General features: G+C 42.6%; 17 protein-coding genes and 2 riboswitches. All 17 genes read left to right on the top strand.

Annotated features, from left to right (window positions below; all coding sequences use genetic code 11):
• The first annotated feature begins 4 nt into the window (after nt 1-4).
• The 17 genes from KOL94_RS07370 (at nt 5) to ribE (ending at nt 16,428) form a co-directional block, all read left to right on the top strand.
• Complete coding sequence (locus KOL94_RS07370; RefSeq protein ID WP_221565310.1) at nt 5-826, top strand: purine-nucleoside phosphorylase; 822 nt, start codon at nt 5-7, stop codon at nt 824-826.
• Nucleotides 827-844: 18 nt separating this feature from the next.
• Entirely contained in the window at nt 845-2,146 is a 1,302-nt protein-coding gene (locus KOL94_RS07365) for a pyrimidine-nucleoside phosphorylase (protein WP_221565309.1), read from the top strand.
• A 763-nt stretch (nt 2,147-2,909) separates the two neighbouring features.
• A complete protein-coding gene (locus tag KOL94_RS07360) occupies nt 2,910-4,082 on the top strand; it encodes a D-alanyl-D-alanine carboxypeptidase family protein (RefSeq protein WP_221565308.1) in 1,173 nt (390 codons plus the stop codon).
• 114 nt (nt 4,083-4,196) lie between these two features.
• Nucleotides 4,197-4,547: an anti-sigma F factor antagonist gene (gene spoIIAA / locus KOL94_RS07355; protein ID WP_221565307.1), complete on the top strand. Its 351-nt coding sequence runs from the start codon at nt 4,197-4,199 to the stop codon at nt 4,545-4,547.
• A complete protein-coding gene (spoIIAB, locus tag KOL94_RS07350; RefSeq protein WP_221565306.1) occupies nt 4,547-4,987 on the top strand; it encodes an anti-sigma F factor in 441 nt (146 codons plus the stop codon). The genes spoIIAA and spoIIAB overlap by 1 nt, the downstream gene beginning before the upstream one ends.
• 12 nt (nt 4,988-4,999) lie before the next feature.
• On the top strand, nt 5,000-5,758 hold the full coding sequence (gene sigF, locus KOL94_RS07345; protein ID WP_221565305.1) for an RNA polymerase sporulation sigma factor SigF: 759 nt from the start codon (nt 5,000-5,002) through the stop codon (nt 5,756-5,758).
• Between the two features lie 658 nt (nt 5,759-6,416).
• The gene (locus tag KOL94_RS07340) at nt 6,417-7,040 is read left to right on the top strand and encodes a stage V sporulation protein AA (RefSeq protein WP_311775115.1); all 624 of its coding nucleotides are present in this window, start codon (nt 6,417-6,419) and stop codon (nt 7,038-7,040) included.
• Nucleotides 7,030-7,452, top strand: a complete 423-nt coding sequence (locus tag KOL94_RS07335; protein WP_221565303.1) for a stage V sporulation protein AB — start codon at nt 7,030-7,032, stop codon at nt 7,450-7,452. Before KOL94_RS07340 ends, KOL94_RS07335 begins: the two co-directional genes overlap by 11 nt.
• A 32-nt stretch (nt 7,453-7,484) precedes the next feature.
• The gene (gene spoVAC, locus KOL94_RS07330) at nt 7,485-7,949 is read left to right on the top strand and encodes a stage V sporulation protein AC (RefSeq protein ID WP_221565301.1); all 465 of its coding nucleotides are present in this window, start codon (nt 7,485-7,487) and stop codon (nt 7,947-7,949) included.
• Between the two features lie 22 nt (nt 7,950-7,971).
• Entirely contained in the window at nt 7,972-8,997 is a 1,026-nt protein-coding gene (spoVAD, locus tag KOL94_RS07325) for a stage V sporulation protein AD (RefSeq protein WP_221565299.1), read from the top strand.
• Nucleotides 8,993-9,343: a stage V sporulation protein AE gene (spoVAE, locus tag KOL94_RS07320; RefSeq protein ID WP_221567619.1), complete on the top strand. Its 351-nt coding sequence runs from the start codon at nt 8,993-8,995 to the stop codon at nt 9,341-9,343. The genes spoVAD and spoVAE overlap by 5 nt, the downstream gene beginning before the upstream one ends.
• A gap of 6 nt (nt 9,344-9,349) precedes the next feature.
• A complete protein-coding gene (gene spoVAEA / locus KOL94_RS07315; protein WP_221565297.1) occupies nt 9,350-9,940 on the top strand; it encodes a stage V sporulation protein SpoVABEA in 591 nt (196 codons plus the stop codon).
• Nucleotides 9,906-11,381, top strand: a complete 1,476-nt coding sequence (locus KOL94_RS07310; RefSeq protein WP_221565295.1) for a spore germination protein — start codon at nt 9,906-9,908, stop codon at nt 11,379-11,381. The genes spoVAEA and KOL94_RS07310 overlap by 35 nt, the downstream gene beginning before the upstream one ends.
• Before the next feature lie 70 nt (nt 11,382-11,451).
• A riboswitch (Lysine riboswitch) is annotated at nt 11,452-11,624 on the top strand.
• Between the two features lie 111 nt (nt 11,625-11,735).
• Complete coding sequence (lysA, locus tag KOL94_RS07305; RefSeq protein ID WP_221565293.1) at nt 11,736-13,061, top strand: diaminopimelate decarboxylase; 1,326 nt, start codon at nt 11,736-11,738, stop codon at nt 13,059-13,061.
• Between the two features lie 84 nt (nt 13,062-13,145).
• Entirely contained in the window at nt 13,146-13,580 is a 435-nt protein-coding gene (locus tag KOL94_RS07300; protein ID WP_221565291.1) for a peptidylprolyl isomerase, read from the top strand.
• 671 nt (nt 13,581-14,251) lie between these two features.
• Nucleotides 14,252-14,395, top strand: a riboswitch (FMN riboswitch).
• Between the two features lie 294 nt (nt 14,396-14,689).
• Complete coding sequence (gene ribD, locus KOL94_RS07295) at nt 14,690-15,781, top strand: bifunctional diaminohydroxyphosphoribosylaminopyrimidine deaminase/5-amino-6-(5-phosphoribosylamino)uracil reductase RibD (protein ID WP_221565289.1); 1,092 nt, start codon at nt 14,690-14,692, stop codon at nt 15,779-15,781.
• Entirely contained in the window at nt 15,781-16,428 is a 648-nt protein-coding gene (gene ribE, locus KOL94_RS07290; protein ID WP_221565288.1) for a riboflavin synthase, read from the top strand. Before ribD ends, ribE begins: the two co-directional genes overlap by 1 nt.
• Nucleotides 16,429-16,444 lie beyond the last annotated feature (16 nt).

Genomic DNA, 16,444 nt, shown 5'->3' with positions numbered 1-16,444 from the left:
GCGGATGTCAGACTTAAACACAAAAATTCAAGACTCCGTAACGTTTATAACGAGTAAAACAGATGTTCAGCCGACAATCGGACTGATTTTAGGATCAGGTCTTGGGGATTTTGCAGATGAAATTGAGAACGCTAAATTGATCGATTACAGTGAAATCCCACATTTTCCTGTTTCAACGGTCGAAGGTCATGCAGGAAGATTAGTCATTGGAACTATGAGTGGAAAAAAGGTTGTTGCGATGCAAGGTCGTTTTCACTTTTATGAGGGATACTCTTTACAAGAGGTTACTTTCCCGGTCCGTGTCATGAAAGGACTTGGTGTTGAACAGATCATTGTTACGAATGCATGCGGCGGCATGAATCCGGATTTCCAAGCCGGTGACTTGATGATCATCGAAGATCATTTGAATCTGACTGGATCGAATCCTTTAATTGGACCGAATGATAGTGAACTCGGACCACGCTTTCCGGATATGGGTACAGCCTATACACCAGAATTGATCGACTTAGTGGAAAAAGTCGCTGGACAAGAAGGCATTTCCGTGCAAAAAGGTATTTATGCATCGATCAGTGGACCGACCTATATGACTCGTGCTGAATTGAAGATGTTACGGACAATTGGTTCAGATACGGTCGGCATGTCTACAGTACCCGAAGTGATTGTCGCCCGCCACATGAATATAAAGACGATAGGGATCTCCTGCATCACAGACATGGCGATTGCTGAGGAATTGGAACCACTGACACATGAACAGGTTGTAGAAGTAGCGAACCGTACGAAGCCGAAATTTAAGCAATTGCTGCGTTCAGTGATTGAAAAAGTATAAAACAAGGACTGATATAGCATGAGAATGGTAGATTTGATTGAAAAGAAACGGAACGGGAACGAACTAAAGCAAGGTGAAATCGCCTTCATTATTGAAGGATATACAAACGGAGACATCCCTGATTATCAAATGTCTGCATTGGCAATGGCTATCTATTTCAATGATATGACTGAAGAAGAACGTGCGAATTTTACAATGGCAATGGTCGACTCTGGGGACAAAATTGATCTTGCAGCCATAGAAGGCATTAAAGTTGATAAACATTCCACTGGAGGTGTCGGCGACACGACGACTCTTGTACTTGCACCACTCGTAGCAGCTGTCGGTGTTCCTGTTGCAAAAATGTCAGGACGCGGCCTCGGCCACACAGGCGGTACAATCGATAAGCTTGAAGCCGTGCCAGGTTTCCATGTCGAAATCGACAACGACGAATTCATCAAACTTGTAAATAAGAATAAAATCGCAGTCATTGGTCAAAGCGGAAACCTAACACCGGCCGACAAGAAACTTTATGGACTTCGGGATGTAACGGCTACAGTCAACTCGATTCCGTTGATTGCAAGCTCGATCATGAGTAAGAAGATTGCTGCAGGTGCAGATGCGATCGTACTTGATGTGAAAACAGGTGCTGGTGCCTTCATGACAGAAGTTGAAAAGGCAGAAGAACTAGCAAAAGCGATGGTGAAGATCGGGAATAATGTCGGACGTAATACGATGGCAATCATTTCAGATATGAGCCAGCCGCTCGGTTTTGCAATTGGGAATGCGCTTGAAGTTAAAGAGGCAGCAAACACATTACGTGGAGAAGGCCCCGAAGATCTTGAAGAACTCTGCTTGACATTAGGTTCGTTCATGGTGATGCTTGCGAAAAAAGCTGAAACGAAGGAAGAAGCTCGTCAAATGTTGATCGACGTCATGAAAAACGGCAAAGCGATTGAGACGTTTAAAACGTTCTTGAAGGCTCAAGGAGGGGACGAATCGGTCATTGACGATCTAAGCAAATTGCCAACAGCAAAACACGAGATTCCATTTGTTGCTGAAAAAGAAGGATATGTTTCAGAAATCATGGCCAATGAGGTTGGTACTGCCGCAATGTTGTTAGGTGCAGGTCGTGCAACCAAAGAATCAGAGATCGATCTGGCAGTTGGAATCGTCCTTCATAAGAAAGTCGGCGATGAAGTGAAGAAAGGCGAAACAATCGCGACATTGCACAGTAATCAAGAAAATGTGGATGAAGTATTGAAGAAATTGAACGGTGCATATGCAATTTCCGCTGAAAAAGTAACCGCACCGCCACTTGTTTATAAAGAAATCATGTAGGTAACTGCATTTCAGAGCTGTTCATAAGCTGATCAATACTTATGAACGGCTTTTTATTTGGCTCTTTTTGAAAGATTGTTGTTTTTTAAGGCGTAAGAAATATACTCGCTTTCCACGGGCACAGAAAAGCGGAAGCGACCCGTTAGTAACGCAGGTCACTGGAGGACTGACGAGGAGGCTCGAACCAATCAGAGACTTGGTTCTGCGTGGGCTCACTCATAAGGATGTCAATCAATGTGTTGCGGCCACGGAAGTTTGAAGTGATCCAAGTGACTGGTCGCTGAGCTAGACATCACTTCATGTATGAGCCCTAGATCCGTAAGCCTCCTCACATGCAGAGGACCTCAACACAAAAATGAAATCATTTTCGTGTCTGCGATGAAAATACTTAGAAGTAGGCTAGCTTCGACGTTCACCATAGGAAGTGGTGGTATTTAGTCGAAGTTCATTATTATAGTCGAAGATTCTTTTAAAATGTGCGTGTTCTCGCCTGGCTCGCTGTTCCCGTAGGAGTCACGTATATTTCATCTACTCATCACATCACTAAAGATCTTGTATTATATCTAAAAATCTTGTCCTAAGTCTAAAAAATCAGGAATAAGTCTAAAAATCCTTCCATAAATCAAAAAAGTTTTAAAATAGTCTAAAAACAAACTTCGTATGTCTAAAATCTTCCTAGGACCTATCCTTAAAATCCTTCCCATAGTATAAACTGTTCAAAATTGGAAAAAATAAAAATACTAAGAATGGAGGGATTATGTCTATGAAACGCTTTTTTACATGTATGATTGCGGCAGTGGTAGGGCTATCGGTCCTTTCACCAGCAGCATTTGCTAATGATGATCATGTTACAGTCAATTCTCTTGCTGATAAAGCATCCTCTGCAATTTTGATTGAAAGAGATACAGGTACAGTACTATTCGATAAAAATGCTGATGAAAAGCTTCCTCCTGCAAGTATGACGAAGGTCATGACAATGATTCTCGTGATGGATGCTTTACATAAAGGCAAAATCAACCTGAAAGACAAGGTTCGAACAAGTGAATATGCAGCTTCCATGGGCGGCTCGCAAATTTTCCTTGAAGAAGGAGAAATCATGACTGTCGAAGAGATGCTTAAAGGCGTTGCGTTAGCATCAGGAAACGATGCCTCTGTTGCTCTTGGGGAGTTTATCGCGGGGACGAACGACGCTTTCGTAAAACTGATGAATGAAAAAGCCAAGGAACTAGGGTTAAAGAACACCAACTTTAAAAATGCAACAGGACTGCCGGAAAAAGACCATTACAGCACAGCAAGAGACATGGCATTGATGGCTAAAGAACTTTTGAAATATGAACAGATTACGAATTACACAGGTAAATATGAAGATTACCTGCGTCAAAATACCGATAAAAAATTCTGGCTTGTCAATACCAACAAGCTCGTCAAATTCTACCCCGGAGTGGATGGATTGAAAACTGGCTATACGAACGAAGCTAAATATTGTTTGACTGCTACAGCCAAAAAAGACGATATGCGTGTTATTGCAGTTGTCATGGGGGCTCCAACGACAAAGGAAAGGAATGCCCAGGTGACACAAATGCTCGATTATGCATTTGCGAATTATGAGACGGAAAGGATTTACGAAAGACACCAGATGATCGATGAAATCCCAATCCAAAAAGGTGTATCGAAGACTATCCAAATGGCGACTTCAGAACCGATCTCCCTTTTAATGAAAAAAGGTGAGAAGAAGATGAAACTCACAACGGAAATCAAAATCAATAAGCAGGTGAAAATGCCAATTGAAAAAGGAGACCGTCTCGGAACTCTGGTTGTCAAAAACAATGGGAAAACCGTTACTGAATCACCTTTGGTCGCATCCGAAAATGTTGCAGCGGCGAATTGGTGGGGGCTTTTCAAACGTGCGGTAGGCAAGTTTTCGCAAACACCGTAAATTTTCTCGCATTATTGGATTATAAATCGATTCGACACTAGTTTTGTCAGCGAGAAGGATTCCATTATAAAAATATCGAAATGACTCACTACCTAGAAGAAGGAGGAGAGGTAAGTGAGTCTTAGTGTAAAACTGGAAGTTAAAGACCGTGTACTGTGTATCCGATTAGCAGGCGATTTAGACCACCATACAGCAGAACAGTTACGAACAGAAGTCGACCAAACGATCCAAGAAAACCAGATTCATGATATTGTATTGAATTTAGAAGCCTTGTCTTTTATGGATAGTTCAGGATTAGGTGTAATCCTTGGGCGATATAAATTGATTAAAAGCCAAGGAGGAGAAATGGTTGTTTGTTCGATCTCCCCTTCTGTAAAAAGACTGTTTGAAATGTCAGGCATGTTCAAGATCATCCGTCTTGAAGATAGTGAACAAAAAGCTTTACACACGCTGGGGGTGGCGTAATGAAAAATGTCATGAAAATGGAATTCTCTGCACGTAGTGAAAATGAATCCTTTGCAAGGGTCACAGTTGCATCCTTCATCGCACAACTCGACCCTACAGTAGATGAATTGACTGAAATCAAGACTGTCGTTTCAGAAGCAGTTACGAATGCAATCATTCATGGATACGATAACAACGCTGATGGAATGGTCTACATCGAATGCATTTTAGAAGATGGGTGTGTTGAATTGATGATCCGTGATGAAGGAGTCGGAATCGATGATCTGGACGAAGCGCGACAGCCTTTGTTCACGACAAAGCCAGAACTTGAAAGATCCGGGATGGGTTTTACAATCATGGAAAATTTCATGGACCAAATCGAAATTGAAACAGAAAAGTCCTTCGGCACTACCATCCGTTTGAAGAAGTACTTGACAAATCACAAAGCGCTTTGTAATTAAGGAGCATAGCCTATGGATTTGGACGTCAAACAAGATAAAAAAACCACGTACCTCAATGACAAGGAAATGAAAGAATTGATCCAACGAAGTCAGGAAGGCGATCAGACAGCAAGAGATACCATCGTAGAGAAGAACATGCGGTTGGTCTGGTCTGTTGTACAACGCTTTTTGAACAGAGGGTACGAACCGGATGACCTTTTCCAAATTGGAAGTATCGGACTGCTAAAATCTGTAGATAAATTTGATCTTAGTTATGACGTAAAATTTTCGACCTATGCAGTCCCAATGATCATTGGAGAGATCCAGCGGTTCATAAGGGATGATGGCACGGTCAAAGTAAGCCGATCCTTGAAAGAACTCGGTAATAAAGTCCGAAAAGTGCGGGATGAACTATCGAAAGAGTTTGGCCGCAATCCAACCGTGAATGAAATTGCGACGAAACTAGAGATCAGTCCTGAAGATGTCGTGATGGCACAGGAAGCTGTCCGTGCCCCATCCTCGATTCATGAAACCGTTTATGAAAATGATGGAGATCCGATTACATTGCTTGATCAAATTTCAGATCAGGGTGATACAAAGTGGTTTGATCAGATTGCTTTGAAGGAAGCAATCCAGACTTTGAATGAACGTGAGAGATTGATCGTCTATCTAAGATATTATAAGGATCAGACGCAGTCTGAGGTAGCTACAAGGCTTGGAATATCACAAGTGCAAGTTTCAAGGCTGGAAAAGAAAATACTCCGTGAGATGAAAACCCAGATGGACGAGTGAATCGTCTATCCGGGTTTTTGTTTTTAAAAGCTCTTTTAAAACGATATTGGGAAATCATTAATAAAACTTCTTTATGCGAAATTTACGACACTTCTTCGGGAAAAGCGAGCCAGGCTAGACAAGCCAACACATCCTGTGCAAGTGAGTAGGCTTGCGGAAGTAGGTAATGCAAGGAAGTGATGTCTAGCTCAGCGACCAGTCACTTAGACCCTTCAAACTTCCTGCGGCAGTCGACACATTGATTGACATCCTTATGAGTGAGCTCACGCAGAACCAAGTCTTTGTTTGGTTCGAGCCTCCTCGTCAGTTTTCCAGTCACCTGCGTGAATAATCGGGTCGCTTCCGCTTTTCGTTTGCCCGCGGAAAGGGAGTGAATTTCGCTAACATCAACAATATAGAAAATAAAAAATCGTGTAGATTATCATGGGATGTTGACTATAGTCCGCAACAAAAATTATAAATTCCGCTTTTTTCTCCACTTATTGACAATATTTTCCCTCTTCATCCGTCATTTTTCTTCATTACATGCTATTCCTGACTTTTAATTGACTGCTCCAACCTAAAAGGTAATTAATGGATAGGTTGGGCATACAGAATGAGAGTGGTTTGGAAGAAACATACTACATATAAACGAATTGACATAAGGGGGGGACTTTCTTTGGAAGTTGAAGCGGTTTATTTACGTATGCGGCATAGGCTTCTTGCTTCTCCTGGACAGACGATACGAATCAAAGATCTTGCTCAACTTGTCGGCCCTGAAGATGTCATTCAAGAAATTGGTCATATGACGGTTCATAAAATCACAGTGGAAGATAAGACCATCGTTATCATCGATCTTATGAAAGTTCTAAAGGCCATTAAAGAGCGATTTCCGAGTTTGGATATTCAAACTGTCGGTACGCCTCAATCGATCGTAGAAGTCCAGTATAAGCAATCGAAAATTACTGGGGTTTATTTTGTGGTCGTTTGGCTCTTGCTATTCATTGGTGCTGCACTTGCAATTATGAATTTCCATGAGGATGTCAGCATGCAGCAGGTTCACCAAAAGATCTACTACCTGGTCACAGGACGGGAGAACGATTACCCGCTTCTTTTACAAGTTCCGTATTCTTTGGGACTTGGATTAGGGATGGTGCTCTTTTTCAACCATATTTTCAAAAAACGTTTTAATGAAGAACCAAGCCCACTTGAAGTGGAAATGTTCAACTACCAACAGGATCTGGATCAGTACGTCATCATGAATGAGAACAAAGAAAACGAGAAGAAAGCTCATGACAATTAAAATCATTATCGTCATGTTGATAGGTTTGGGCGGGGGGCTTGCTGTGGGAGCAGGTTTTGTCGCAATTCTGACGGTTTTCGGTATTATTCCAAGGCTGATGCAGATTACAAAAACGTATTCAAAATTAAAAGGCTACGAAATCGGCATCATTACGGGCGTCTTATTTTCAAGTTGGTATGGATTGAGAGATCTCACCATCTCTTCTAGCCAATGGCTTCTGATTCCGATCGGTATTGCAAGCGGAACTTTTATCGGCATGCTGGCGGCTGCATTAACAGAAGTGCTGAACGTACTTCCAATTTTGATGAAACGTGTCGGATTCAAAGAACAAGTTCTCATCCTCCTGATGGCGATTCTGTTCGGAAAAGTAGTAGGTTCTCTGTTCCATTGGATTTTCTTCGTGCAACTGTAATTTTTCAAAAGGTATAGAAGGAGCTGTAAGACATGGGTAAAAATAAATTGTCACCAGAGCAACAAGCTTACAAGGAAAAGATCAAACCCTTACAACCGAAACCACCGTATGTATGGAATTGTATAAAAGCTTTTCTGATCGGGGGTCTTATATGTGCGATCGGACAGGGGATCACGAACTTTTATATCACCTTCTTCAATTTCACGGAGAAGACTGCCGGAAACCCGACAGTAGCAACCTTGATTCTTGCTGCAGCATTGCTTACTGGAATCGGGATCTATGATAAGATCGGACAATTTTCTGGTGCGGGATCCATCGTTCCAGTCACAGGGTTCGCAAACGCAGTAACGAGTGCGGCCCTGGAACATAAAAGTGAGGGGATTGTGCTCGGTGTGGCAACGAACCTCTTTAAGCTGGCAGGAGCTGTAATTGTATTCGGCGCTGTTGCGGCTTATGTGATCGGAATGATCCGTTACTTATTCCAGATAGTATTTTAAGCCCTAGGAGGATAAACAACAAATGAAGCTTACAGGTAAACAAACGTGGACATATACAAAACCGTTATATATCAATGCAACTGGTACTGCTGTCGGTCCAGATGAGGCGGCAGGACCGTTGAGTGAAACCTATGATATTACGTTCGATGAACTCCATTGTGGACAAGCTAATTGGGAACTTGCAGAACGTCATTTGATGGAGCAAGCGATTGATATCTGCTTGCAAAAAGCCGGAAAAACACCACAGGAAATGGATTTGTTTCTGTCAGGAGATCTTATCAACCAGACTGTCATCGCCAACTACACAGCACGTAAAAACCAGATTCCATACTTAGGGCTGTTCGGGGCGTGCTCTACATCTATGGAGACTCTGGCTTTAGCCTCTGCATTAATCGATGGGGATTTTGCCAATACAGTGCTGACAGCGGTTAGCAGTCACAATGCCACTGCAGAGAGACAATTCCGATATCCTACGGAATACGGCGGTCAAAAACCTGATTCAGCGACCTATACGGTAACAGGGGCAGGTGCATCCATTGTCAGTACACAGCCATCACCGATCAAAGTTACTATGGCTACCATAGGCCGGGTTATGGATTTAGGTATTACTGATCCTTTTGATATGGGTTCAGCAATGGCTCCGGCTGCAGCTGATACGATTGCTGCACATTTGGAAGATACAGGTCGTAAACCGAGTGATTATGATTTGATCGTGACAGGTGACCTATCAGCAGTCGGTTCACCGATCTTGCTTCAATTGTTACAAGAGAAAAATCATGATTTATCATCCAACCATCAGGATTGCGGTTTATTGGTATATCGCCCTGACCAACCTGTATTTGCTGGAGGAAGCGGGTGTGCATGTTCAGCTGTTGTGACGTATGGACACCTTCTCAAAGAATTGAAAGAAGGAAAGCTGAAGCGGATTTTTGTTGTAGCCACAGGGGCTTTGATGAATCCGACGATGGTCCAGCAGAAAGAAACGATTCCCACAATTGCTCATGGAGTCGTTCTGGAAGCTGCTGATGGAGGTGGTATGAATGATTGAGTATTTTATTGCATTCGTAGTAGGTGGGCTCATTTGTGTAGTGGGCCAGCTGTTGATGGATATTTTCAAACTTACACCGGCTCATGTCACCTCAAGCTTTGTTGTAGCAGGTGCTGCTCTTGATGGATTCGGACTTTACGACAAATTGATCCAGTTTGCTGGTGCAGGAGCAACAGTTCCCATTACCAGCTTCGGACATTCTCTCCTTCATGGTGCGATGGCAGAAGCGGATGAGCATGGATTTATCGGTATAGCAATGGGGATATTCCAGCTGACTTCTGCTGGAATTTCATCAGCTATACTGTTCGGTTTCATCGTGGCTGTTCTTTTTAAACCTAAAGGATGATTAGACATGAAAAAACAAGTCATCATGATTACCGATGGAGATTTATACGCTTTAAAAGCGGTGGAGCAAGTCGCCAAAGACATTGGAGGGCGTTGTATCTCCCAATCCTGGGGAAATCCGACCAGGATAACAGGAGAGGAGCTTGTCACAATGATCCTCTCAACACCATATGATCCTGTGCTGGTCATGTTTGATGATTGTGGATATCGCGGGGAAGGTCCTGGAGAAAGGGCGATGCGTGAAGTAGCGAACCATCCAGACATCGAAGTTCTTGGGGCAATTGCAGTCGCCTCCAAAACCCATCTTGCCGAGTGGACACATGTTGATGTCAGTATCGATCGTTTCGGCGAGTTGTCCTCTTACGGTGTGGATAAGAGTGGTTTGCCAGATATGGAATTTGGCCGTTTGGATGGTGACACAGTGTACGTCCTCGATGAACTGGATCTCCCGTTCATCGTTGGTATAGGAGATATCGGTAAAATGTATGGCGTCGATACCGCTGAAAGAGGAGCCCCGATCACAAGACAAGCAGTCCAACTCATCTTAGAAAGGAGTGCTCGAAATGCATCCCAAAAAAGAAGAAACACCGATCCATAAAAAAATCGCCGAGAATGAAGAGTTCCTGAAAAATAAGATGGGGATTGGAAAAAGCTTTGACGTCGGTGTTCGCAAAATGAACATCTTGAATAAAGAAGTCCAGATATATTACTGCACAGGTTTGTGTGACAGTGAATTCATCATCATGCTTTTAAAAGAATTACTTGAAGCTGATCATGAATACCGGACAAGCGCTAAAGCGAAAGATGTCATCAAAAATCATCTTGCGCATCAACAGGTTTCTACGGCTAAAAACCTTGATGAGGTTATTGACCGGGTCCTTTCAGGATTAGTAGCTGTATTAATCGATGGGCATAATGAAGGCTTCATTGTCGATGTAAGAAATTATCCAGGACGGTCACCAGAAGAGCCTGATGTCGAGAAAGTCGTCCGTGGTTCCCGTGACGGATATACTGAAAATATTGTAGAAAATACAGCCTTAACTAGACGGCGTTTAAGGGATGAACGCTTACGTAATGAAATCATGCAAGTAGGTGATCGTTCAAAAACAGATGTATGCATCTCTTACTTGGAAGACGTAGCAGACCCTGGCTTGATTGAAACGATAAGAAATGAACTGTCAGGAATTCGTATCGATGGGATTCCGATGGCTGATAAGACGGTTGAAGAATTCCTGGTGAAGCAAGGCTGGAATCCATATCCCCTGGTCCGTTATACAGAACGTCCAGATGTTGCCGCCACTCACCTTTTGGAAGGGCATGTTCTCATATTTGTTGATACGTCCCCGAGTGTCATCATCACCCCTACGACATTCTTCCACCATGTCCAGCATGCAGAGGAATATCGACAGACACCGATGATTGGTGCATTTCTGAGATGGATCCGATTTGGAGGGATGCTCACTTCTATTTTTTTATTACCGATTTGGTTATTGTTCGTACTAAATAAAAATCTCCTTCCGGAACACTTGGATTTTATAGGACCAACCAAAGACTCGAATGTTCCGATCTATCTTCAAATCATATTTGCAGAACTTGGGATCGACGTTCTGAGGATGGCCGCAATTCATACCCCATCCGCCCTTTCAACAGCAATGGGATTGATTGCAGCAGTGTTGATCGGACAAATTGCAATCGATGTCGGATTATTCGTTTCAGAGGTCATATTGTATGTTGCACTTGCAGCAATCGGCTCATTTTCCACGCCGAGTTATGAATTGAGTGTTGCTAATAAGATTGTGAGACTGATATTGATCACCCTCGTCTTCCTTTTCGACGTACCCGGATTCATGATCGGTTGTACGGCCGTATTGCTTTACATGAGCAGCATTAAGAATTTGGATACTCCATATTTATGGCCCTTCATCCCATTTAATCCACAAGCGCTCATGCAAGTATTGGTCCGAGTGTCAGTTCCATTATCAAAGGTTCGGCCAAGTATTGTACGCCCACAGCAGCATAAAAAGCAATCAGATACTTGAAATTAGGTGTTGATTCAAACAAGTAGTTATGCTAAAGTTGTTTTTAATTTAATAATTGCCTCATTCAACGTAATGGGGTAGAGGCGCAAAGAGAATGAGTAGTTGTTCATAGCCAGGGGGGGCGATGACGGGCAATAAAAGGTCGATTTGCCGAAGCTTCCTTAATCCCAATTAAGGTTGCTGGGCCGTTACTGAACAAGTGACGGACTGTCACTACTAAAGTAGTGGAGAGCTATTCCGACTGATGAGGGTACGGGTTGAAAACCAGTTTGTATGTACCACTGCATAGGCTGGTTTTTAGTATTTTTATCAGTTAATACGCTCTCTCCAAATAGAGAGAGGAGAATACGATCAATGGCATTTTTAGGAACTGGAAAAATGAATAGACTCGGAAATTTGGAAATCGGCGGAGTAGATACGATTGATTTATCAAAAGAATTCGGCACACCGCTCTATGTATATGATGTTGCGAAAATCAGGGAACAAGCAAAGGCTTTTCAATCTGCTTTTAAAAAAAGGAAAGTTGAAGCGAAGGTTGCCTATGCAAGTAAAGCCTTCTCAAGTGTTGCAATTGTCCAGGTAATGAATGAGGAAGGTCTATATCTTGATGTCGTATCAGCTGGGGAACTCTACACTGCACTTCAAGCTGGCTTTCCGACTGAAAAGATTCATTTTCACGGGAACAACAAGACTCTTGAGGAACTTCAAATGGCTGTAAAAGAGGGAGTAGGCTGCATCGTTGTCGATAACTTTTACGAATTGGATTTATTAAAGCAGGTAGGGGAAGAGATGAATAAGGTGATCCCTGTCCTTTTGAGGATAACACCTGGTATTGAAGCCCATACGCATGATTATATTCTGACTGGGCAGGAAGATTCTAAGTTCGGTTTTGATATTGTAAGTAAACAAGCAGATCAAGCTTTGCTCGAATGTCTTAATTCAGATCATTTCGAAGTACTTGGTGTACATTGTCATATCGGTTCACAGATTTTCGAGGCGGATGGTTTCGTGATGGCTGTTCAAAAAGTGTTTGATCAGCTTTCAGAATGGAAAAAGTCGAATAATTTTGAAGCGGAAGTCGTCAATCTAGGCGGAGGGTTCGGGATTGCTCATACATCAGATGAAACGTCGATTTCGATTGAAAATGTACTTAACATTTTAATTGATGAAGTGGAAAAACAAGTTGAAGAGCATAATCTCCATATGCCGGAAATTTGGATCGAGCCAGGCCGGTCATTGGTCGGTGAGGCAGGTACGACATTATATACAATCGGATCGGAAAAAAGAATTCCTGGTATCCGAAATTATGTCGCTGTCGATGGAGGAATGACTGATAACCTCCGACCAGCACTTTATCAAGCAAAATATGAAGCGGTCGTTGCAAACCGCCTGGAGCAAAAGAACATGCAGACAGTCTCGATTGCAGGTAAATGCTGTGAGTCGGGAGACATGCTGATCCATGACATCGAGCTTCCGAAAACGTCCCAGGGAGATATTTTAGCGATGTTCTGCACAGGAGCATATGGTTATGCAATGGCGAACAACTATAATAGATTACCTAGACCCGCAGTCGTATTCGTGGAAAATGAAGAAGCGCAGCTGGTCGTCGAAAGAGAGTCTTATCGGGATCTGATCCAACACGATAGACCACTTAAAAAAACACTCATATCAAGCTCTTAACCCCTGTACGCAACAGGGGTTTTACCTTTACTTCTCAATAGAAAAGACATACAATGGAACTATTGTTGTAAAGGAGTGTGTTAAATGAAAAAAGGTAGTATCGAATTTGAGAATGGTGAAAAAGTCTTGATCGAATTCTTTCCTGAAGAAGCGCCCAATACAGTAGCGAACTTTGAAAAACTTGCAAATGAAGGATTCTATAATGGATTGACTTTCCACCGTGTCATTCCTGGTTTCGTCTCTCAAGGAGGCTGCCCGAATGGAACTGGAACAGGCGGTCCTGGGTACACAATTGATTGTGAAACCGAAGGTAACCCACACAAGCACAAACCAGGGGTTCTATCAATGGCCCATGCTGGAAAGAATACTGGAGGAAGTCAATTTTTCATCGTTCATGAAAACCAGCCGCATTTAGACGGTGTACATACTGTTTTCGGTCAAGTGACAGATGGGCTGGAATCAGTGTTACGCACGCAAAATGGCGATGTCATGAAAGAAGTTAAAGTCTGGGAAGAGTAAAATAGAGTGAAGGGATCGACTCATTGAGGGTCGATCTTTTTTATAGGCTCTATTTGTAAAGTTTTCTAAGCAGTAAGAAATATACTCTCGCTTCCCACGGGCGATCCACAAGCCTCCTCACTTGCACAGGATCTCAACACAAAAATGAAATCATTTTCGTGTCTGCGATGAGAATTCTTGGAAGCTTTCCTTCTGCTGGCTTCGACGCTCACCACAGGAAGTGGTGGTTTTTAGTCGAAGTTCCTTTTAAAAACGTTGGGGTCTCGCCTGGCTCGCTGTTCCCGTAGGAGTCTCGTATATTTCAACCGTTGACAGTTTCCATACACATATTTATTAGTGCAAAGCGTTTTTCAACAGCAACAAACTTTTAGAAAATAGCCTTTTTATATTAACAATAACGGAAACCTACATAAAAGAGGTATCTGAATATATGAAATGATGAAAACGGAACTGTGATGTACACAAGAGAGCTTCATAAGACCGTTTGAGCGTGAAAAACCGGCTATAAGTGCTTTATGAAAGCTTTAGAAGCCTAATTAAGTGCAACAACCAATCCATCAATAAAATGGAAAAGGGCGATGCACGTACACGATTTCTTCGTCTTTGTTCAAATATCACCTTTTCCTTGCTTAACAGAAAAATTAAGGGTAACATGTAAGTACAATCAAAAACATTTCCTTCGGGGTAGGGTGAAATTCCCAACCGGCGGTGATAAAGCCATTACGCTTTTCAGTCCGTGACCCGTTGCTTACAGTAACGGTGGATTCGGTGAAAGTCCGAAGCCGACAGTATAGTCTGGATGGGAGAAGGAATATATAACGGAAAGTAGTTGAGATACTCAAAGTAACCCGAATTCGTCATGGTGCCTGGGTTTAATTTGTCATTCGTTGTTGCCCGGAATCGCTGACAATATACGGATTCTTTGAACCGAACTGTCCCATCTGCTTCTATTTCCACTCGTTTTTTCTGAACAAGCGTTCAGTGTATAGAAAAGCGAGGTTTATTTCTAATGCACTCAAACCCCGAACATGCTTAATTGCATCTTTGGGGTTTTTCTTTTTGAACCTAAAAAAAGTCATCCCATCGGCAATGTGGAAAGAGGAGATTCTATGGAACACGCCAGTTATATGAATTTGGCTATCGAAATGGCCGAACTAACAGCCGGTCAAACTGCTCCTAATCCTAAAGTGGGTGCTGTGGTCGTCAACAACGGAGAGATGGTCGGATTAGGTGCTCATTTGAAAGCAGGAGAAGGGCATGCAGAAGTACATGCGTTACAAATGGCTGCTGATAAAGCCAAAGGTGCGACGATGTATGTAACACTCGAGCCTTGCAGCCATCATGGGAAGACCCCGCCTTGCGCTGATCTTGTTATAGAACGAGGAATAAAAACAATCTATGTAGCGACGAAAGACCCGAATCCTTTAGTAGCCGGAAGTGGAATACAACGACTGAGGGATGCTGGGCTTGAGGTCCATGTAGGCTTGAATGAACAGCGTGCAATAGAATTGAATCCGTTCTTCAACCATTACATGACGACTAAGCTGCCTTTCGTTACATTGAAATCGGCATCTAGTATCGATGGGAAGATTGCGACCAAAACTGGCCATAGTAAATGGATCACTGGAGCAGAGGCAAGGCTGGATGTGCATCGATATAGGCATGAACACGATGCGATCCTTGTTGGAATCAATACAATCATAGAGGATGATCCATCTCTGACAACCAGACTTCCTTCAGGGGGAAAGAATCCGATCCGTATTGTTCTCGATACTCATCTTCGTATCCCTGCGCAGTCCAAGGTTTTGAACGATAGAGAAGCACCAACTTGGGTTGTGACTGGCAGTCAAGTTTCTGAAACAGAAATTCAATCTTTGCAAAATGGTGACATCCGAATTTTAAAGATGGATGAAGAGAAAATAACAATACAAACATTACTGGAACGACTTGCTAAGGAAAAAATCACATCCCTTTTTGTAGAAGGCGGTGGAATGGTCCATGCAAGTTTCATCAAAGAAAGGGCGTTTCAACAAATTGTAACCTATCTCGCCCCAATGCTGATCGGCGGATCATCAAGTCCATCGATCATAGGCGGGGAAGGTATTGAACGGATATCAGATGCGGTGGAACTTGAAATGGTATCAAATGAAAAAATCGGGAAAGACCTCAAAATCGTTTCGATCCCGAAGGAGAGATTTTAATGTTTACAGGAATTATCGAAGAGATTGGAAAAATACAATCAGTCAAAGAATCTGCGGATGGTTATGTCCTTCGTATCGAAGCTGAAAAGGTCCTTCAAGATGTTCATCTGGGTGACAGTATTTCCGTAAACGGAATATGCTTGACTGTGACTTCTTATGAACCAACATCTTTTACTGTCGATGTGATGCCGGAAACGTTACGGTATACGAACTTGAAATCATTAAGTTCAGGTGATGGAGTGAACCTGGAGCGTGCCATGGCAGCAGGCGGGAGATTCGGGGGTCATTTTGTATCTGGCCATATCGATGGTGTCGGAGAAATCGTCAAAAAGACACCGAAGCATAATGCGATCTATTATGAAATCAAAGCTCCAGAAGAACTTCAACTTTATTTTATGAACAAAGGCTCCGTGGCAGTCGACGGTACAAGCCTCACGATCTTCGGTGTGACAGATACCACGTTTATCCTTTCCCTTATTCCGCATACTGTGGAAGAATCGGTATTGGGAAAGAAAAATACAGGTGATCTCGTAAATATCGAATGTGACATGCTCGTAAAATACATGGATAACTTGTTGCAAAGAAGGACAAACGAAACAAAATCAAGTAGACTGACTGAAGAATTTTTGACAGAACATGGATTCTGATCAATATAGGATGGTG

Source organism: Alkalihalobacillus sp. TS-13, from assembly GCF_019720915.1.
In the GTDB taxonomy this organism is placed as follows: domain Bacteria; phylum Bacillota; class Bacilli; order Bacillales; family Fictibacillaceae; genus Pseudalkalibacillus.
Note: the sequence above shows the minus strand (reverse complement) of the source record. Positions and strands in the feature narration are given on the sequence as shown.